The sequence below is a fragment of the Glutamicibacter sp. M10 genome (assembly GCF_025452055.1).
Taxonomy (GTDB): domain Bacteria; phylum Actinomycetota; class Actinomycetes; order Actinomycetales; family Micrococcaceae; genus Glutamicibacter.
The window spans coordinates 1,021,427-1,040,593 of the sequence record NZ_CP104918.1 but is presented as its reverse complement, the minus strand read 5'-3'; the positions used below and the strand labels follow the sequence as shown (position 1 = coordinate 1,040,593).

Genomic DNA, 19,167 nt, shown 5'->3' with positions numbered 1-19,167 from the left:
CACGACGCATCACGAGGTAACCCACCACGACCCGACCGTACTTGGCTGCTGAAATTTATCAGTTGCACGCCCGGTAGATAGCGACCCATTGATGGGTGCCCGCCATAGACACGTATGAGAGTATCAGTGTGATCTGGGGCTCGCAATCTTTTTGAGATTGTTTTTTCACATTATGAATAAATCGCTGTTTTTTGCGTTTCCAACGGATTACCAATCTCTATCGGCCCAAAATTGTGGTCGGTGAGATTAAGTTCCCCTCGGTGCAACACCCACCGCACGTAAGTGAAATACCGGTTTGTCATGCTCTAAGCATCAGTCATCTGCGAAGGGATAAACCGCCGTGAGTTCACAAGTCGACCCAGGTACGCAACTGCGCACCTCCAGCGCACCATCCCTTGATATCAGCCCTGGACGCTGGATCAACAACTGGACCCCTGAAGATTCCAACTTCTGGAACGGCGTTGGTCAAAAGACCGCCGGCCGTAACCTCAAATGGTCCATCTTCGCCGAGTTCCTTGGCTTTAGCATCTGGCAGCTTTTTGCCATCGTGGTTGTCTACCTGCCAACGGCAGGATTCACCTACAGCACCTCCCAGCTCTTCTGGCTCATCTCCATGCCAAGCCTGGTCGGCGCCACCCTGCGCATCCCGTACACCTTCATGGTTGCTCGCTTCGGCGGACGCAACTGGACCATCGTTTCGGCTCTGCTGCTGCTAATCCCCGCGGTGGGACTCTCCTTGGCCCTGGCCAACACCTCCACCCCATTCGGTGTCATGCTGCTCCTGGCGGCCCTCACCGGTTTTGGTGGCGGCAACTTCGCCTCATCGATGGCTAACATCACCCACTTCTACCCAGCAGCCCAAAAGGGTTGGGCACTGGGCCTGAACGCTGCCGGTGGCAACCTCGGTGCCGCCGTAGCTCAGCTGTTGGTTCCCATCGCCATCACCGTTTTTGCAGCCGGATCCCTGCAGTTGCCACTAGCTGGTGTCATCTGGATTCCGTTGATCCTCATCTCCGCTTATGGCGCATGGCGCTACATGCACAATCTGACTTCAGCTAAGTCAGATGTTCGTGGAGCGATTGCCTGCCTGAAGGAAAAGCACCTGTGGATCATTTCCTGCCTGTACGTGGGAACCTTCGGCTCCTTCATCGGGTTCGCTGCAGTCTTCCCCAAGCTGATCGTTGATACCTTCCCGGTCTTCTCTCACCTGCCACTAGGCACCGCAACCATCACCTTGGCGTTCCTGGGCCCACTGGTTGGTTCGCTGGCCCGCCCTTATGGTGGCAAATTGGCTGACCGCATTGGTGGAGCAAAGGTCACCGTGGCCGCCCTGGCCACCATGGCACTGATTACCGCACTGGTTGTGGTGACCTTGCCACTGGCCAACTTCTGGCTGTTCCTTGTACTGTTCTTGATGCTCTTCGCCACCACGGGTATCGGTAACGGTTCCACCTACCGCATGATCCCCGCAGTATTCGCCCTCGGCGTCGGTTCCAAGGGTGCCGAAGCATCACGCAAGTCAGCAGCCGCCCTGGGCCTGATCTCAGCCATTGGCGCCTACGGCGGATTCCTGATTCCGCAGGCCCTGGGACTGTCGATGTCCAACGCCGGGTCCTACACCCCAGCGTTTATCGTCTTCATCGTGGCCTACCTCGGCCTGATGCTGATGACCTGGTTCAACTACGCTCGTCGCGGGACCCGTTTCGCCCAGCATGGAGTCTAAAATGACCGACACCCACTGCCCCTACTGCGCACTGCAGTGCGGCATCACCCTCGAAGGCACCGGCGCGCAAACCACCTTGCGCGGCCGAGACTTTGAGACCAATGGTGGTGCACTGTGCCGCAAAGGATTCAGCGCCGCTAAATTACTCGAGCACCCGCAACGCATCACCGACCCGATGCAACGCCAAGCCGATGGTAGTTTTGCGCCGGTGGATTGGGATACCGCACTGGATTTGATTGCCCACAAGGCATTAGAAATCCGCGCCGAGTCTGGCGCAGACGCAGTGGCAATGTTTGGTTCAGGCTCACTGACCAATGAAAAGGCCTACCAGTTGGGCAAGTTTGCCCGGCTGGCCCTAGGCACCTCACGGATCGACTACAACGGCCGGTTCTGCATGTCCTCGGCAGCGGCAGGAACCAACAAGGCTTTTGGGCTGGACCGCGGCCTGCCATTCCCCTTGGCCGATCTTGATAACGCGGCCATGATCTTGATGCTTGGCTCCAACGTAGCCGACACCATGCCACCCTTTGTCCGCCACCTGGAAACGGTGCGTGGACGCGGTGGCCTGATTGTGGTGGATCCGCGCCGTTCGGCCACCGCAAAGCTGGCCGATGAAGGCGCCGGCTGGCACCTGCAGCCCACCCCATCAAGTGACCTAGCGTTGCTTTTGGGCCTAGCTCATGTGGTGCTCACCGAGTCCTTGGCCGACACCCACTACCTGGCAGAGCGCACCGTCGGCTTAGACTCACTGCGTTCCTCGGTAGCCAGCTGGTGGCCGGAGCGCACCGCTAAAGTTACCGGTATTCCAGCCGATCAAATCCGTCGCACAGCTCGCGCCTTGGCCGCTGCGGCCACGAGTGCCAAAAACGGTGGCAACCCGGTTTACATTCTTACCGGACGCGGCATTGAACAGCATGCCAACGGCACCGATACCGTCACCGCAGCCATCAATCTTGCGCTGCTCTTAGGCCTGCCGGGAACACTGGCTGGTGGCTACGGCACCATCACCGGTCAGGGCAACGGACAGGGCGGACGCGAACACGGTCAAAAGTGCGACCAGCTTCCTGGCTACCGCAAAATTTCTGACCCGGAACACCGCGCCCACGTGGCCAAAGTCTGGGGCGTTGACCCAGAGATCATTCCCGGTCCAGGGATCCCAGCCGTTGAACTTCTGAACACTTTGGGTACCAAGTCCGGGGCACGTATGCTCATGGTCCACGGTGCCAACCCGGTCATTTCCGCACCGGATGCCAACCAGATTTTTGCCGCCCTGCGCCGCCTAGACTTCTTGGTGGTCAGCGATTTCTTCTTCTCCGAAACTGCCGCCGAGGCGGATCTGGTCCTGCCGGTGTTGCAGTGGGCTGAAGAAGAAGGCACGATGACCAATCTAGAGGGACGCATCCTTCGCCGCCGCGCCGCGATGCCAGCCCCCGGTCAAGCCAAAAGCGAATTGTGGATCTTCTCCCAAATCGCAGAACGCCTCAATGCCCCAGGCACTTTCTCCCCCAATGCTTCTGAGGTCTTCGACGAGCTAAAGCTTGCCAGCGCCGGCGGCATTGCCGACTACTCCGGAGTGAACTGGGAGGACGTGGATCAGGGTGCAGCCATCTACTGGCCTTGCCCCGAAGGCAGTGAAATCAGTACCAAGACCGGCGAGCGCAACGGCACCCCGAGGTTGTTCCTCGACCGCTTTGCGCACAGTGATGGCAAGGCACAGATCATCGCCGTCTACGCACCTAACCAGCTGCCAAACAAGCAGATTTCCTTGGTGACCGGTCGCCTGCTGGAGCACTACCAGTCAGGGGCGCAGACCCGTCGAGTTGATGAGCTGGCTACCGCCGCACCTGAGGCAGCCCTGGAAATCCACCCGAGCACTGCCCTGGCCCACCAGATCAGTGACGGGCAAATGGTCAAGGTTTCCAACCAGCGTGGCACCAGCATTGCCCGTGCAAAGCTGAGCACGGATATGCGTCTGGACACGGTGTTCTTGCCCTTCCACTTCCCGAATACCGGCACCGCCAACCTACTGACCGATCCAAGTGTGGATCCATTCAGCAAGATGCCCGAGTTTAAACATGCCCATGTGTCTCTGAACCCGATTAAAGGGGAATCATGAAGCGTCCTGAACAGATTGTCATCATCGGCTTCGGTCCGGTAGCAGCCTCACTGATCGAAGGGCTGCTGCCCTCGGTCACCGCTGGCGACTGCGAACTGACCGTCATCAGCGCCGAAAAGCACCTGGCCTATAACCGTGTGCTTCTGGCCGAACTAGCTATCGGGGCTGCAGAACTTGAGCACCTGCTCATGGTGGATGCCGCACGTCTTGATGCCGCTGGAGTGAACGTTTTGCTTGGCGCTCAGGCCACCGGTGTTGACCGTGCACGCCGCCGGGTGCTGGTCCGCGATCACGAACCGGTGTCCTATGACCGTCTGGTCTTTGCTACCGGCGCTAGGGCAATGATCCCGTCACTGAATGGACTGAACTTTGACCCGCACGCCGATACCGCGTTGCCTGACGGAGTCTTCGCTTTACGCACCGTGGATGATGCCCAAAAGCTGCAACATTCACTGAGCATCGGCGGACGAATCTTGATCCTCGGTGGCGGAATCCTCGGCATCGAAGCTGCCCTAGCCATTGCCGCCAGCGGAGGCAAGCCCGTACTGGTTCACCACGGGGCCGCTCCCTAGGCCGAGTTGTCGATGGTGACGGCGGAGCATTGCTCACCCGCTGTCTCAAAGACGCCGGCGTTGAAGTGATCTCTGAAGTTAAAGCCACCGGTATCAGCAAAGATGAACATGGATTTGCCGCTCTTTCCACCTCCACCCATGGAGAGATCCTCGGCGGTGCGCTGCTGATTTCCACCGGTGTTCGCGCACGCACCGAACTGGCCGAAGGTTGTGGCCTGGCGGTAGGACGCGGAATCAAAACCAACCAATTCCTCTGCGCCGATACCGAACAGCGCATCTACGCTTTGGGTGACTGCGCCGAAGTGGACGGCCAAGCCCCTGTCGGCCTGTTGGCTCCGGGCTGGGCCCAAGCCAGCTGGCTTGCCCAGCACCTATCCACACCTACCGAAGTTCCGGCCCCAGATTTTTCTGCCTCTGATGTGTTGATGCTCAAAGGTCAAGGTATTGAGGTGGCCGCCGCCGGAGATGTCAGCGCTGGCTTCTGGGATAAACCGGAACTACAGGCCACCGTATTTGCTGACCCATCGGCCGGACGTTATCTCAAAGTGGTCACTCGCGATGGTGTGGTGACTGGTTTCCTTTCCATCGGACTGCCACAGACTAGCGCCGAGCTGGTCTTGGCTTATGAGCGCGGAAATCAATTGCCTGTTGATCGCTCAACGCTTCTGCGCCTGGATGATCCTGCCGCTTTGGACTTGAGCTCCGTAGTTCCTAGCGATGAAGATCAGTTGTGCCGTTGTTCGGGAGCTACCTACGGGCAGGTTACCCATGCAGTAGGTGAAGGTTGCACCACTGTCGCGCAGGTTGGTGACTCTTGCCGTGCTGGCACCGGTTGCGGTGGCTGCAAATCCAAGATTGAGGAACTACTCAAGAAGGCTCCCGCGCTGGCCTAAACCCGCTCGCGGTTGGGCGCGTAAAACATAGACAAATGAGCTCACGTACGTCGTCACTATCCATTGACGACCAGCGTGAATTCTCTGTGCCTGGAATCAATACCACCGAATCAGTACTTTCTACGCAACCAAAACGCAGGGACCGAAGTCCCTGCGTTCCTTTTTGCTATGTCGTTGTTGGCTGGTGGTTTGTGATTCCTGGGTGCGACGTTTATTTGGTCTTCTCCAGCCACAGCTGGCCGGCGACCTCAACCAGTTCATGCATTTGAAGTGCCGGTGAATCCGCGTTCAAGCATGAGCCGGTATCCAAACGGTAAACCTCTTTGTGCAGCGGGCAAGCAACCGTTGCCACAGACTGACCATCAACCATGGTGCCACCCAGAATTCCGCGAGCCATCACCTTGGCGCCGGTGGTCGGGCAGTGGTGTGAAGCAGCGTAAAAAGAATTGGATTCGGTGCGGAAGAGTGCCAGCTGAGCACCATCAAGCAAGAGGGCTTCGCCCCAGCCTGCTTCAAGTTCTTCGCTACGGCATACCGGCGCGAAGCTGACTGACTTCTCTAGGGTTTCTTCGGCAAATTGCGTGCTCATGAACCTGTTCCTCTACTAGTGGACGTTCGCTGATATACCGAGCATAGAAGTCTCATGTTTCGCTCAACGCCGTGAGCGGTTGCTAGGTCGTAAACCCTGACTAACATTCACAATTGGCAGAGTGAGACCGCAAAATTACCGTCATTTCCACGTTTTTGATCTGTCGCGGCCTGCCCAAGTAAGGCGATCATCAGTGCAATGAGTCCACGATGTTTCATGAGTTTCACTGCCCCAAAATCTGTTGGGGAAGAAAGTTACATCGACCGAAACACAAGAGAAATTGGACTGCAAAAACGACTTTCTACAGTAGAGCTATCAGCCTGAAACTCCTCGTTTCCAAGCGAAAGTCGAATTTGATCATGGGTACAACGAACATCGCACGCCGCGTCCTAGTAATTGGTGGCGGACCGGCAGCACACCGTTTCACGGAGTCGCTGTCCAGCCGCGCACCACAGAACCTAAACATCACGGTGCTGACCGAAGAAGTCCACCTACCTTATGATCGAGTTGCTCTCTCCAAGGCACTAACCGACCGCACTGTTGATCTCACCTTAGGCGACACCACCTTGTGGGAAGCAGAGCATGTCACTTTGGAGACCAGCGCTAAAGCGGTAGCCATCGATAGTGACCAGCGCATCGTCACCACCGAGGACGGTCGCACCTTCGGCTACGACGAACTAGTACTCGCCACCGGCTCCGACGCCACCGCACTGAAAATCCCAGGCAACGAGCACAGTTTTGTATACCGCACCCTAGAAGATGTTTGGTCTATCGCGGAAAAGATCGAGGAACTCAAAACTACCCTTGGCCGTACTCCAGTAGTAGCCACCGTTGGTGGCGGTCTGCTCGGCTTGGAAGCTGCCGCCGGCGCACAGGCTTTAGGTGCCGAAGCGCTAGTTATTGATAGTGGTAACTGGTTGATGCGCTCCCAGCTCGATGAAGGTGCCGGTCAGGCGATGGGCCGATTGATCAAGGAAACCGGCTTCACCGTGCACGGCGGGTTCCGCCCTAAGGAAATCATCACCCACGACGGCGCGGTCACCGGCGTCCTGCTCACCAACGATAAAGTTATCGACGCCGATATGGTCATCGCTTCCATCGGTGTCTCCCCGCGTGATGAGCTGGCCCGCACCTACAACAACGCTCTAGATCAGGCCGGCAGCGAAGCTCCCGCTTCGGCATGGGCCCACGTGGCGGTGTGGTTATCGAACCGAACTGCTCCACCGGGATCCCAAACATCTGGGCCATCGGTGAAGTCGCCAACTTCGACGGAATGTGCGTCGGTCTGGTCGCTCCAGCCAACTCCATGGCTGAAATTGTGGCCGAACAGCTCTCCGGCGGCCACGCAGAATTCCCTGGCTTTGATACCGCCACCAAGCTCAAGCTCTCCGGAGTAGATGTCGCCAGCTTCGGTGATGCCTTTGCCCAATCCGAAGGTGCGCTGGAAGTTGTTTACGCTGACGCACCGCGTGGCCTGTACCAAAAGCTTGTTGTTTCTGCCGACGCAAAAACCTTGCTCGGTGGCATCTTTGTTGGAGATGCGACCCCGTACCAGTCCCTGCGTCCCATGCTTGGCCGTGAACTTGCTGCCGAACCCGGTGCTTACCTGAGCGCAATTGGCGGAGAAGCACCGGAAGGTGAACTGCCCGATGACGCGGTGATGTGTTCTTGCAACAATGTTTTGGTTGGAGACATCCGCGACGCAGTCTCCGGTTGTGGCAGCTGTGAGGGCAAGGATCCAGTCACCACGGTGGCTGGCCTGAAGGCTTGCACCCGTGCCGGAACTCAGTGTGGTTCGTGTGTCCCGATGATCAAAAAGCTGATGGAATCCCAGATGAAGAAGGACGGAGCCGAGGTTTCCACGGATCTGTGCGAACACATCTCCTTCTCCCGCCCAGAACTTTTCGAAGCCATCCGCGTTGCCGGTGCGGCCACCTTCGATGAAGTGATGGAACGCTTCGGTACCGGGCCAGGTTGCGATATCTGCAAGCCGGCCATCGCCAACATCCTTTCTTCGCAGACCTCGGTGCACCCAATGGATGCAGGTCTAGCCGGCGCCCAGGATACCAACGACCGCGCACTGGCCAATATGCAAAAGGATGGCACCTACTCGGTAGTCCCACGTATTCCAGGTGGTGAAATCACCCCAGAGAAGCTCGCAGTGATTGCCACGGTGGCACAGAAATACGGCCTGTACACCAAGCTCACCGGCGGCCTGCGTATCGATATGTTTGGCGCCCGACTCGACCAGCTGCCTGAAATTTGGCGCGAACTAGTGGATGCCGGATTCGAGTCCGGTCAGGCCTACGGCAAGTCCCTACGCAATGTGAAAACCTGTGTCGGTTCCTCCTGGTGCCGCTACGGCATGCTCGACTCGGTGGCCATGGGCATCGAAATGGAGCTGCGCTACCGCGGGTTGCGAGCCCCGCACAAGTTCAAGATGGGTGTCTCGGGCTGCGCCCGTGAATGCGCCGAGGCTCGGGCCAAGGACATTGGCGTGATCGCCACCGCCGAAGGTTGGAACCTCTACGTTGGCGGTAATGGTGGAGCCAACCCGGCCCACGCTCAGCTGCTGGCCGGTGGCCTAGATGACGCCACCCTGCTCAAATACATCGACCGCTACCTGATGTACTACATCCGCACCGCAGACAAGCTGCAGCGTACCGCGCACTGGTTGCAGGATCTGGATGGCGGCCTGGATCGCGTGAAGCAGGTAGTAATCGACGATTCCCTGGGTCTGGCCGAAGAGATGGAAGCGGCCATGGAACGCCACGTTGCCAACTATGAGGATGAGTGGGCCGCTACCCTGGCTGACCCAGTCAAGCTCAAGCGCTTCCGCTCCTTCGTGAACACCGCAGAGCCAGATACCGACTTGGCCTACGTTCCAGAGCGTGGCCAGAAGCGTCCGGCCGAGCCGGTGGCGCTAGGCACCCACATCCCCATCGGAGCACCCCAGCACTAAGTAACCCAGCACTAAGTACCCCCAAATCCACCCGCGCTTACAGTTTCGAGCTGTTACCAGCGCGGGTGGATTTGTGCGCGCAGCTTGGCATCGTAGAGATCACGAACCGCAGTGTTGAACTCACTGGAGATCTCTAGTGAACCGGCCGCGGCATTAGCACGTGCCTGCTGCTCATTGCGTGCCCCGGGAATGATGGTGCTGATTCCCTCTTGAGCCGCCAACCAAGCCAACGCAACCTGCGCGCTGGTAGATTCTGGGGATTCATTTTTGGCTAACTGTGCAAACTGACCAGCAGCCTCTACCCCGGTGGCGTAGTCCACGCCGGAGAACGTCTCGCCTACGTCAAAGGCCGAACCGTCACGGTTGAAGTTTCGATGATCGTCTTGGGCAAATTCGGTGTTCAAGTTGTATCGATTGGTGAGCAGCCCGCTGGCCAAAGGAACACGAGCGATGATTCCTACGCCGGCTTCGCGTGCTGCTGGCAGGACAACTTCTAAAGGCTTATGTCGGAAGGCGTTGATAATGATCTGCACTGTTGCGATGTTCGGCCGAGCAATGGCAGCCAATGCTTCATCCACGGTTTCTACCGAAACGCCGTAGTTGGCCATGCGGCCTTCATCCACCATCGTGTCCAGCGCGTCATAGACGGCATCGGTGGAATACACCGAAGTTGGCGGACAGTGCAACTGCACCAAATCCAGGGTGTCCACTCCAAGGTTTTTACGCGAGCGGTCATTCCAAGCTCGGAAGGCATCAAGGTTGTAGTTTTCCGGTACCTGCTCAACCCTGCGGCCCATTTTGGTGGCCACCGTGATGCCAGCTTCTGGGTTTGCTTTGAGCCACTTACCAATCGCCTCTTCGCTGCGTCCGTCGCCGTAGACATCCGCAGTATCAAAGAAGCTCACGCCAGCCTCGTAGGCGGCATCTAATACTGCTAGGGCGTCTGCTTCATCGACCGATCCCCAGTCAGCTCCAAGCTGCCACGTTCCTAGGCCAATGACGGATACCGTGCGGTTAGTGCGTCCAAGTTCTCTATTTTGCATAGCTCCGAGTCTATGGTGCCTTAGCTATTAACGATACCAACGGCGGTGTTTCAACCAATAACTTTATGTTCCATTCGATAGAATATTGGTTGTCATCACAACACTGAGGAGATCATGTTTCTCGCAATTTTAACGATCATCTGCGCCTTCATTGGCGTGATTGTCATGCTCGTCGGCAAGGCATTGAAGCCTGAAAACAAAAACCGCACTTCCACCAGGCTCACCGGCTTTGGCATATTCTTCGTATCGCTGATTGTCCTCGCGTTTATGTGTGTCACCATCGTTCAGCCACGAACCGTGGGAGTGAAGGTTGCATTGGGCAAGCCGACCTCGGTGGTTAGCAACGGCTTCCACCTGAAGTGGCCTTGGGAAAAGGTCGAGAAATTAGACGGTTCGGTCCAGAACGATGTCTACTCCGCAGATAGTGGCATTCCAGTTCGTTTGGGAAACAACGGTCGTGCCGACGTTGATGCCTCGATCCAATGGCAGCTGAAGACCGACGACGCCATGGACGTGTTCCTGGATTACCGCACCTTTGAAGGTATTCAGTCGAACCTTGTTGATCGAAACTTCCGCGCCGCATTGAATGAAGTGATGGCCACCTATGATCCACTGGCCTACACCGAACCGTCCAAGGGCGGTCAGGACCTTGAAGGACTAGCTAAGTCCGTTCAGGAAAAGATGCAGGCCAAGGTCAAAACTCAGATTGCGATCCGCTCGGTAACCCTGCCAATCATCAATTTTGATGAGCCAACGCAGAACCGAATCAATGAGCTGCAGTCAGAAGCTGCTAAGACTCGCGTAGCGCAACAGCGTAAGCAGACCAGCACCGCCGAGGCAGAGGCCAACAAGATCTTGGAACGCTCCTTGACTCCTGAGACTCTGACTTCCAAGTGTTTGGACATCGTTGCTGAATCCAACCAGAGCCCTATCGGTTGTTTCCCTAACTCGGGAGTTCAGCCCATCACCATGACCGGTGATCAGAAGTCCAAGTAACTTCACGCAGGTACAGCAATGGCTCCAACATTTTGTTGGAGCCATTGCTGTACCTAGATACTGAGGCTCTAGCCTGGCTGTTCGGCGATGATCTGCACTTCAAGACCCTGGTGGTCATAGAGTTTGCCATCGATTAGACGGTCACCGTCTTCTAGCCCGGCAATCTGATATTTGTAGACTGCACGCTGGGAGATTGTCTTTTTCCCCCAGGACAGTTCGTTGAAGATAATGTTCAGCAGTACCGCCATGATGGTGGCCGACGAAATGCTGGACTGGAAGATAGTGCCCACCCAAGTAGGGAAGGCAGCATAGAAGTCAGCTTTCACCATAGGGATACAGCCGAAGGCCAGCGAGGTCGCGATGATCAGCATGTTCATGTTGTCATCTTTGACCTTGGCCAGGGTGCGAATACCAGCGGCCGCCACCGAACCAAAAAGCACAATTCCGGCGCCGCCGAGTACGGGCTGCGGAACAGAGGCGATAACACGTCCAAGTACCGGCAGTAAGCCCAGAATGACCAGGATGCCACCGCCAGTAGCCACAACAAAGCGGCTCTTCACACCGGTGATTGCCACCAGGCCAACATTCTGCGCGAAGGCTGACTGGGTGAAGGTGTTGAACACTGGGGCAACGGTGGAGGAAAGCATATCGGCGCGCAGGCCGTTGGCGATACGACGGGCATCAACCTTAGATCCAGTCACCTCGGCGACCGCGAGCATGTCTGCAGTGGTTTCGGTATAGGTAACTAGGATGACGATCATCATCGAAATAATGGCACTGATCTCAAAGACCGGAGCACCAAAAGCAAAGGGTGTTGGCACCGCAAAAATGTCACCGGTAAGCACCTGAGAAAAATCGGTCATCCCCATAAAAACAGCCACAATCGTACCCAAGACGATGGAGAGCAGAATCGATAAGCGCGAAAGAGCTGCGACCCCGGACTTCGACAGAGCCAACAGAATTACTAGGGTGATGGCAGCTAGGGCAATGTTTTTCATCGACCCGTAGTTCTCCCCCGCAGCGGCTCCGCCCATGGCCCAGTCTGCAGTCACCGGGAAGAGCGAAACCCCAATAATGGTGATCACCACTCCGGTGACCACCGGCGGGAAGAACCGTAAGAGTTTGGCGAAGAATGGTGCGATCACAATACCGATCGCACCGGCTGCTAGCACCGCACCAAAGACCGCCGGCATGCCACCGCCACCGTTCATGATGGCGATCATCGTTGCCACACCGGAGAACGAGGTGCCCTGAACCAATGGCAGCTGAGCTCCGAAGAATGGAATGCCCAAGGTCTGCAAGATGGTAGCCAAGCCGCCAACAAACAAGCAGCAGGCAACCAGCACACCCATTTGTGCCGTATCCATTCCTGCAGCGCCACCCATAACCAGTGGCGGGGCGATGATTCCGCCGTACATGGTCAACACGTGTTGGAAGCCGTAGGCCACCGTGCGACCGGGGCTCAGGCGTTCATCTTCAGGTCTTGCACTCAGCACCGGTTGGCTACTGGCAGCACTCATGGGGTTGTTCCTCTTCAGGTCGCTGCGGTGGATGATGCCTTCAATTCTCGCCCATCACCACCGCTGACCTGCGGAACTTAGGCGCTAGGAGTCCAATGTTGCGCCCGGCTGTTGGGTATGTTCGACGAAACGCACCATCATTGCTTTAAAGCCGGGGGTGTTGGATTCACGGGCCACCAAGTCACGATGCACTAGTGCGTTAGCTTCTGGATAGTAGGCAGCAACGCACCCCTTAGCAGTCGGGTAGGAAACCAAACGGAATCGATTGGCACGACGCTCGGTGCCGGCGAAGGTGGAAATCACGTCCACCAAATCACGGTCGACAAATCCTGTATCCGCCAGATCTTCAGGGTTGATCAAGATGACACGGCGCCCATCCTTGATGCCGCGGTAGCGGTCATCAAGCCCGTAGAAGGTGGTGTTGTACTGGTCGTGGCTTCGCATGGTCTGCAAGATGAGGTGACCTTCGGGGGCTTCCAGCGCTTCAAAGTCCGAGACGGTGAAGCGTCCCTTGCCGATGTCCGTGGCGAAGGACCGAGTATCGCGTGGCGGGTTGGGAAGGACAAAGCCATTCTTCTCGCGCACCCGGCGGTTGAAGTCCTCAAATCCGGGCAACACCTTTTCGATGTGGTCGCGGATGACGTCATAGTCTTCAGCCATGGCGCGCCAGTTGATCGGGTGCTCTTCGCCCAGAATTGCTTGCGCCATACGCGCCACAATTACGGGTTCCGCCAAAAGGTGGTCAGAGACCGGGGCCAGCCGCCCTTGGGTTGATTTGATGACCGACATGGAGTCTTCCACGGAAAGGAACTGCGCACCGCCCGGGTGCTTGTTGTCCTTGTCGGTGCGCCCCAAGGTAGGAAGAATCAACGAAGTCTTGCCATGCACCACGTGCGATCGGTTGGGCTTGGTCGAAATATGCACGGTTAGTTTGGCCCGTTGCATGCCCGCTTCCAACGCCTCGGTATCCGAGTTGGCTAGAGCAAAGTTTCCGCCCATCGAGACAAAAACATCAACCTCATCTTTTTCAAAGGCATGTAGCGCTTCGGTGGAATCATAACCATGCGCGCGTGGTGAGGTGATGCCAAATTCTTTATCAATGGAAGCCAACAGTTGTTCGGTCGGCTTCTCCCAAATGCCCATGGTGCGGTCGCCCTGAACGTTGGAGTGACCACGCACAGGGCAGGCTCCGGCCCCGGGCTTGCCGAAGTTGCCCTGAAGCAACAGAAGGTTGATGATTTCTTTGAGCGTCGGCACCGAGTGCGGCTGCTGGGTCAGTCCCAGAGCCCAACAAATAATGGTTGCTTTGGACTTGATCAGCAGCCCGGCTATTTCGGTGATTTCTGCACGGGTGAGACCGGTGGCTTGCTCAGTAGCGTCCCAGTCCAGGGTTGCGCGAGCTTCTTGGTAGGCGTCAAAACCATCGGTGACTTCATCAATGAATTTGTGGTCCACAACGGTGCCAGGGTTCTTGGCTTCTTCTTCGAGCAAAAGATGTCCGAAGGCTTGGAACAGTGCCAAGTCACCGCCCACCTTGATCTGCAGGAAATCACTGGCCACTGGGTCAGGAGTGCCCAGCATTCCCTTAACGGTCTGGGGATCTTTGAATCCGAAGAATCCGGCCTCTGGCAGTGGGTTAACCGCGACAACTCGGGCCCCGCGCTTGCGTGCATCGGAGAGAGCCGAGAGCATCCTTGGGTGGTTGGTGCCGGGGTTTTGACCCACAACAAAAATCAGTTCGGTGTGTTCAAAGTCTTCAAGACTGACCGTGCCCTTGCCGATACCGATCGTTGGGTTCAACGCGGTGCCCGAGGATTCGTGGCACATGTTCGAGCAGTCTGGCAGGTTATTGGTGCCCAAGCTACGAGCCAGCAACTGGTACATAAACGCGGTCTCATTGGCGGTACGACCGGAGGTGTAAAAAACGCAGCGTTCAGGGGTGGAATCATGAACATGCTGCGCGATGGTTTCAAAAGCGTCGCCCCAGCTGATTGGCTGGTAGTGGCTTTCACCTTCACGAATGATCATGGGCTGGGTGATGCGGCCTTGTGAACCCAACCAGTATTCGGTCTTGTCCTGCAGTACCGAAATTGGGTGCTGCGCGAACCACTCAGGGGTGACGGTGCGGGAGCTGGCTTCTTCAGCAATCGCCTTGGCACCGTTTTCGCAGAACTCTGCGGGCTTACGACGTGCGGTAATGGATTCAGGCCAGGCGCAACCCGGGCAGTCGAATCCGCCATGCTGGTTAACTCGCAACATCGCATGCAGCGTTCGGCTAGGGCCTGCCTGGCTGAATCCGCGCTCCATGGATACCATGACAGCCTTCAGACCGGCCGCCGCGTGGGCTGGTTCGCTGACTTTCAGATCATCTTCGTTGATGTCTTTTTTAGGTGCCGAACGATGCATGAGGCTCTCCTCCCGGTTGTGTAACCTGGTCCTGATATCCAGCTCACATATTACTAGGCTACGCCTCGTTCACTCGATGCGCATGTGTATAAATGTTCACGCTGGTATTGCGCGAAAATGCTGCCAGCGTCAGACCTGTTTCCTCAGCTAGATCTACTGCCAAGGACGAGGGAGCACTAACTGCGGTGAGCAGCCCGATTCCTGCCATCGCAGCCTTCTGAACCAGCTCAAAGGACGCCCGCCCGGAAACCTGCAGTACCGCGTCATTTAGTGGCAACATCCCTTGGCGCAGGGCCGCGCCAATCACCTTATCCACCGCATTATGCCGTCCCACATCTTCACGTAGGATCAGCAATTCACCGGCGGTAGTGAACAGCCCAGCAGCATGTACTCCACCGGTGGAAGAGAAGAGTTGCTGGGATTCACGCAGCGTATCGGGGAGGTCCAGCAAGGTATTCACGTCAATAATCCCGCTGCGATCAGCCAGATCAAATCCGGCTTTCTTTCGCACTTCATCGATGGAATTAGTTCCACAGATTCCGCAGGCAGAGCTGGTCACCACATTGCGGGCCACCCCTAGATCCGGCGGCGTCGCACCTGCACCTAGTTGCACCTCAATGACATTGAAGGTCTGATTGCCTTCTTCATCGGTGCCCGCACAGTAGCGCATGGAGACAAGTTGTTCGGCTTCACGAATGACCCCTTCACCCACCAAGAAGCCGGCGACCATATCAAAGTCGTCTCCGGGGGTGCGCATGGAGGTGGTGTAGGAGGTGTGCCCGAAACGGATTTCCAACGGCTCTTCGCCAGCTAGTTTCTCCTCGCGGGTACGCCAGCCACCCTCGCGGGTTGCACGAATAACTCGACGGCGAACGATCTTTCGACCCATGCTCTGCTCCTACATTGCTAGTTCACTGCTCCGAGTCTTCCACCGTGGTCGTAGACTGAGCAAATGCCCTCACCAAGTGAAGAATTTTTGGCCCTCTACGACGCGCAGCTACGAACCGACGCAGAGACACCCAGTGCGCTGTCCGTGACCATGCTCGGTGAACTGCGCTTGGTCACCTTCGCCAACGGGCGCGGGTTCATTACCTATCCGCACATCACCGACCAGGCACCGCAGTCTTTGGCCGAACTAGTGCCTGCTGCGCTGGAACACTTCACCCAACAACCTGAGATCCGGACGGTGGAATTCAAAACTCGCGGTCATGACCATGCGCCGGGTTTGGCTCAGCGCTTGGAAGAGCTGGGCTTTGTTGCTGAACCTACCGAGTCAATCATGATCGGTTTAATGCAAACTCTGATCAGTGATCAGCCCACGCCCGAAGGTGTGGAAGTCCGGCAGGTAACCACTCCGGCCGAGATTGAACAAATGTGTCGCATGGTCGATCAGGCTTTTGGCGAACCCTATGACCCAGCCACCACCGATGCGTTGATCTCTCGTTCAGCCACAAAGGATGGCATGGAACTGTGGGTTGCGATCATCGATGGGCACATGGTGGGTGCAGGACGTTTGGAGCCGGTGGTGGGTACCGAATTTGCTGGTCTATGGGGTGGCGGCGTTTTACCCGAGTACCGCGGCCGCGGAATCTACCGCGCGCTCACCGACGCTCGGGCACGCAGCGCCTTGTCCCACGGCTTGCGCTACGTCCATAGTGACTCCACCGAATACTCGCGCCCCATTTTGGAAAGCCAGGGCCTGCTCAAAGTTTCCACCACCACGCCATACGTTTGGAATCGCGAAGTGTAGTTAGTTGCGCGCCAGCTATTTGTGAGCTGGTGCGATCACCGCAAATTCGGCGCCACCCCGATCACTGAGCATGGCGGTGCGCCCGAAGTACGAGTCATGCGGTGCGTTCACCACTTGTCCACCCAGGCTTGTACAGAGCTGCGCTACTTGATCTGCGTCATCTACCGCGAAGTAGGTTCGCCAGCCCTCGGTAGAGTCTTGGCCGCTGATGTCATAGAGTCCTGCGGCCGCATCGGCTCCTTGGCCCAGGGTGTAGTAACTGAAGTCGGGAGAATCAACGACCTGGTTTAGATCCCACCCCAAGGCTTCGCGGTAAAACCGGCAGGCGGTTTCAAAGTGTTTGGTATGCAGCTCATTCCAGATGCGGTGACCGTGAATTTTCCGTGCCGGATAGTTAGTCGGGTCAAAGGACTGCCAAAGTCCCACTCCGATACCTGCGGGATCCCCAATTAGGGCCACGGTCCCCTGACCGGGCATGGCCACAGGTTTCAGATAACGCTGACCGCCATGTAAATGGGCGGCAAAGACGGCCGCATGAATATCGGCCACATTCAGATACGTGGTCCACGCATCCGGGGCCGCCGAATCTTGGTCGTTGAGCACAAGGCCGGTGACCGGTTGATCATCCAACGTGACTGGAAGGTATCCGTCACTGCGAGTTTGCGGATCATCGTGAATTTTCCATCCAAAGAGTTCCGAGTAAAACTCGATGGCACCATCAATATCGCTGGTGAGTAAATCCACCCAGCAAGGTTCGGCTCGTGGACCTCTGACTACCGGCATCGCTACCCCATTTCGCGCTCATACCAGCTCAATGCGCTGAGTCTATTCCGGTTCATTGCTGAAACGAGCATTATTACGAAACTTAGTACCTTGATTTGAATCGCGGTTCCATTAGGCTTGTTTGTGACATGGAGCACATCTAAACTCTGCAGCCTCGAGGAGACTTCTATGACCACTTCAAACCTCACCCTTTCGGTAGCCGCCATCGTGGCCGAAGGTGCCAACCGTTTCCCGGATCTGAACGCCATCACCATGAACGGCGTAAGCACCACCTACCGTGAGCTTTGGGAGGAAACCAAAGCCTACGCCGGAGCTCTCAAAGAACAGGGCATCACCGAGGGTGACCGGGTAGCAGTGCTCATCCCCAACGTCACCGACTTCGCCCGCGTCTACTACGCGGTGCTATCCCTCGGCGCCACAGCAGTTCCCATCCACGCGCTACTCAAGGCCCGCGAAATCTCCTATGTATTAGAAGACGCTGAAGCCAAGATCTTGGTCTGCGCTGCAGGACTCTTAGGCGAAGGCGCCAAGGGAGCCCAAAACTCCGGGATCAACTTGGTGAGCGTAATGGAACCTGAAGCCGGGGAAATCACTCGCTTAGAAGACTTGGCAGCCAAGGCTGAACCAATCACCACCTACCTGCCTCGCAAGGCCGAAGACATTGCCACGATCCTCTACACCTCGGGCACTACCGGCAAACCCAAGGGCGCCTTGGGGACACATCTGGCACTAATCGAACAGACTCACTCCACGCTGCTGAACACCATGGACATTCGCCAAGGTGACAAGCTATTTGGCGGATTGCCACTGTTCCATACCTTCGGCCAAACCTGTGTACTGAACACGGGCCTGAGAATCGGTGCCGAAGTCATGTTGCTGCCCAAGTTCACCGCGGACGCTGCTTTAGATCTGGTTTTGGATGCCGAGATTGACGTGTTCTTTGGTGTGCCAACCATGTACGTTGCCCTCGTTGAAGCCGGGGCAAACCGTGAAGGCAAACCAACCAACCTTCGTTATGCCATCTCGGGTGGTGCCTCCTTGCCACTGTCGGTACTCTCCGCCTTTGAACAGCGTTTTGGCGCACAGATCTACGAGGGTTACGGACTAACTGAAACTTCACCGGTAGCCTGCTTCAACCATGTCGGGCGCGAACCTCGTCCAGGCACCGTCGGCACGCCGGTATGGGGCGTGGACGTGGAAATTGCTGACCCCGCCTACCCCAACGAGATCCGGTTGATGCAACGCGGAGAACTGGGTGAACTGGTGGTACGTGGTCACAACCTGTTCTCCGGCTACCTCAACCACCCCGACGCAACCGCCGAAGCAGTAGTGGATGGATGGTTCCGCACCGGAGACTTGGGAACCAAGGACGAAGAGGACTACCTGCGGATCCTAGACCGAACCAAAGACATGATTCTGCGTAACGGCTACAACGTCTACCCGCGCGAAGTTGAAGAGGTGCTCACCAGCCACCCAGAGATTTCCAACGCCGCCGTCTACGGAGTAGCTCATGACAAGCACGGTCAGGAAGTGGTTGCCTCGGTGACCTTGGTGCAGGGTTCAACACTCAGTGTCCAAGAACTGATCCGTTGGTCTAGTGAGCAGATGGCTGCCTACAAGTACCCGCGCTTCATCGAGATAGTCAAAGAATTCCCGCTGGGCCCCAGCGGTAAGATCCTCAAGCGAGAACTGATCGCGCAGTTCGACCAGGAATAGCCGTCTCAAGGAACAACGCTCCCAGGCAGGTCGCGATCCTCACGCCCTTCACTTGGCAAAACTTGAGAACATGCTCATGCCCCCTACCTGCGAATCAT

13 protein-coding genes and 1 pseudogene are annotated in these 19,167 nt (G+C 56.9%); 8 read left to right on the top strand and 6 right to left on the bottom strand.

Annotated features, from left to right (window positions below):
* The first annotated feature begins 340 nt into the window (after positions 1-340).
* The 4 genes from N6V40_RS05080 to N6V40_RS05065 are packed head-to-tail and all read left to right on the top strand — an operon-like array spanning position 341 to position 5,304.
* A complete protein-coding gene (locus N6V40_RS05080) occupies positions 341-1,723 on the top strand; it encodes an MFS transporter (RefSeq protein ID WP_262199252.1) in 1,383 nt (460 codons plus the stop codon).
* Position 1,724: 1 nt separating this feature from the next.
* A complete protein-coding gene (locus N6V40_RS05075; protein ID WP_262199251.1) occupies positions 1,725-3,839 on the top strand; it encodes a molybdopterin oxidoreductase family protein in 2,115 nt (704 codons plus the stop codon).
* On the top strand, positions 3,836-4,411 hold the full coding sequence (locus tag N6V40_RS05070) for an FAD-dependent oxidoreductase (protein ID WP_262199250.1): 576 nt from the start codon (positions 3,836-3,838) through the stop codon (positions 4,409-4,411). The genes N6V40_RS05075 and N6V40_RS05070 overlap by 4 nt, the downstream gene beginning before the upstream one ends.
* Before the next feature lie 29 nt (positions 4,412-4,440).
* Positions 4,441-5,304 carry an FAD-dependent oxidoreductase gene (locus tag N6V40_RS05065; RefSeq protein WP_262199249.1) on the top strand — a complete coding sequence of 288 codons (864 nt, stop codon included), beginning with the start codon at positions 4,441-4,443 and terminating at the stop codon, positions 5,302-5,304.
* A 211-nt stretch (positions 5,305-5,515) separates the two neighbouring features.
* Here the strand turns inward: N6V40_RS05065 and nirD are convergent, their stop codons facing one another.
* Entirely contained in the window at positions 5,516-5,893 is a 378-nt protein-coding gene (nirD, locus tag N6V40_RS05060) for a nitrite reductase small subunit NirD (protein ID WP_131089266.1), read from the bottom strand.
* Positions 5,894-6,252: 359 nt separating this feature from the next.
* Between nirD and nirB the strand changes: the two are divergent.
* Positions 6,253-8,855: pseudogene (gene nirB / locus N6V40_RS05055) on the top strand (nitrite reductase large subunit NirB).
* Positions 8,856-8,908: 53 nt separating this feature from the next.
* Here nirB and N6V40_RS05050 read toward each other — a convergent pair.
* Positions 8,909-9,898: an aldo/keto reductase gene (locus N6V40_RS05050; protein WP_131089268.1), complete on the bottom strand. Its 990-nt coding sequence runs from the start codon at positions 9,896-9,898 to the stop codon at positions 8,909-8,911.
* A 114-nt stretch (positions 9,899-10,012) separates the two neighbouring features.
* Here N6V40_RS05050 and N6V40_RS05045 point away from each other — a divergent pair, with 114 nt between their 5' ends.
* On the top strand, positions 10,013-10,894 hold the full coding sequence (locus N6V40_RS05045) for an SPFH domain-containing protein (RefSeq protein ID WP_131089269.1): 882 nt from the start codon (positions 10,013-10,015) through the stop codon (positions 10,892-10,894).
* 68 nt (positions 10,895-10,962) lie between these two features.
* Here N6V40_RS05045 and N6V40_RS05040 read toward each other — a convergent pair whose 3' ends face one another.
* From N6V40_RS05040 to fdhD, 3 genes are all read right to left on the bottom strand, one after another.
* Entirely contained in the window at positions 10,963-12,414 is a 1,452-nt protein-coding gene (locus N6V40_RS05040; RefSeq protein WP_262199247.1) for a nucleobase:cation symporter-2 family protein, read from the bottom strand.
* Positions 12,415-12,498: 84 nt separating this feature from the next.
* Complete coding sequence (locus N6V40_RS05035) at positions 12,499-14,820, bottom strand: FdhF/YdeP family oxidoreductase (RefSeq protein WP_262199246.1); 2,322 nt, start codon at positions 14,818-14,820, stop codon at positions 12,499-12,501.
* Positions 14,821-14,878: 58 nt separating this feature from the next.
* The gene (gene fdhD, locus N6V40_RS05030; protein WP_262199244.1) at positions 14,879-15,709 is read right to left on the bottom strand and encodes a formate dehydrogenase accessory sulfurtransferase FdhD; all 831 of its coding nucleotides are present in this window, start codon (positions 15,707-15,709) and stop codon (positions 14,879-14,881) included.
* 63 nt (positions 15,710-15,772) lie between these two features.
* On the opposite strand from fdhD, the gene N6V40_RS05025 reads away from it, so the two are divergent.
* Positions 15,773-16,570, top strand: coding sequence for a GNAT family N-acetyltransferase (locus tag N6V40_RS05025; protein ID WP_262199242.1), 798 nt, complete (start codon positions 15,773-15,775; stop codon positions 16,568-16,570).
* A gap of 15 nt (positions 16,571-16,585) precedes the next feature.
* On the opposite strand, the gene N6V40_RS05020 is transcribed toward N6V40_RS05025, so the two are convergent.
* Complete coding sequence (locus N6V40_RS05020) at positions 16,586-17,353, bottom strand: VOC family protein (RefSeq protein ID WP_262199240.1); 768 nt, start codon at positions 17,351-17,353, stop codon at positions 16,586-16,588.
* 168 nt (positions 17,354-17,521) lie between these two features.
* Here N6V40_RS05020 and N6V40_RS05015 point away from each other — a divergent pair, with 168 nt between their 5' ends.
* Positions 17,522-19,069 (top strand): long-chain-fatty-acid--CoA ligase, encoded by a 1,548-nt coding sequence (locus N6V40_RS05015; RefSeq protein ID WP_262199238.1) that lies wholly within the window; start codon positions 17,522-17,524, stop codon positions 19,067-19,069.
* Positions 19,070-19,167: the final 98 nt, after the last annotated feature.

What these genes read in the sequence shown, in the direction of transcription:
- N6V40_RS05070 (WP_262199250.1), top strand. Translation starts at nt 3,836, where the DNA reads ATGAAGCGTCCTGAACAGATTGTCATCATCGGCTTCGGTCCGGTAGCA.
- N6V40_RS05045 (WP_131089269.1), top strand. Translation starts at nt 10,013, where the DNA reads ATGTTTCTCGCAATTTTAACGATCATCTGCGCCTTCATTGGCGTGATT.
- nirD (WP_131089266.1), bottom strand. Translation starts at nt 5,893, where the DNA reads ATGAGCACGCAATTTGCCGAAGAAACCCTAGAGAAGTCAGTCAGCTTC.
- N6V40_RS05025 (WP_262199242.1), top strand. Translation starts at nt 15,773, where the DNA reads ATGCCCTCACCAAGTGAAGAATTTTTGGCCCTCTACGACGCGCAGCTA.
- N6V40_RS05020 (WP_262199240.1), bottom strand. Translation starts at nt 17,353, where the DNA reads ATGCCGGTAGTCAGAGGTCCACGAGCCGAACCTTGCTGGGTGGATTTA.
- N6V40_RS05035 (WP_262199246.1), bottom strand. Translation starts at nt 14,820, where the DNA reads ATGCATCGTTCGGCACCTAAAAAAGACATCAACGAAGATGATCTGAAA.
- N6V40_RS05040 (WP_262199247.1), bottom strand. Translation starts at nt 12,414, where the DNA reads ATGAGTGCTGCCAGTAGCCAACCGGTGCTGAGTGCAAGACCTGAAGAT.
- fdhD (WP_262199244.1), bottom strand. Translation starts at nt 15,709, where the DNA reads ATGGGTCGAAAGATCGTTCGCCGTCGAGTTATTCGTGCAACCCGCGAG.
- N6V40_RS05050 (WP_131089268.1), bottom strand. Translation starts at nt 9,898, where the DNA reads ATGCAAAATAGAGAACTTGGACGCACTAACCGCACGGTATCCGTCATT.
- N6V40_RS05015 (WP_262199238.1), top strand. Translation starts at nt 17,522, where the DNA reads ATGACCACTTCAAACCTCACCCTTTCGGTAGCCGCCATCGTGGCCGAA.
- N6V40_RS05075 (WP_262199251.1), top strand. Translation starts at nt 1,725, where the DNA reads ATGACCGACACCCACTGCCCCTACTGCGCACTGCAGTGCGGCATCACC.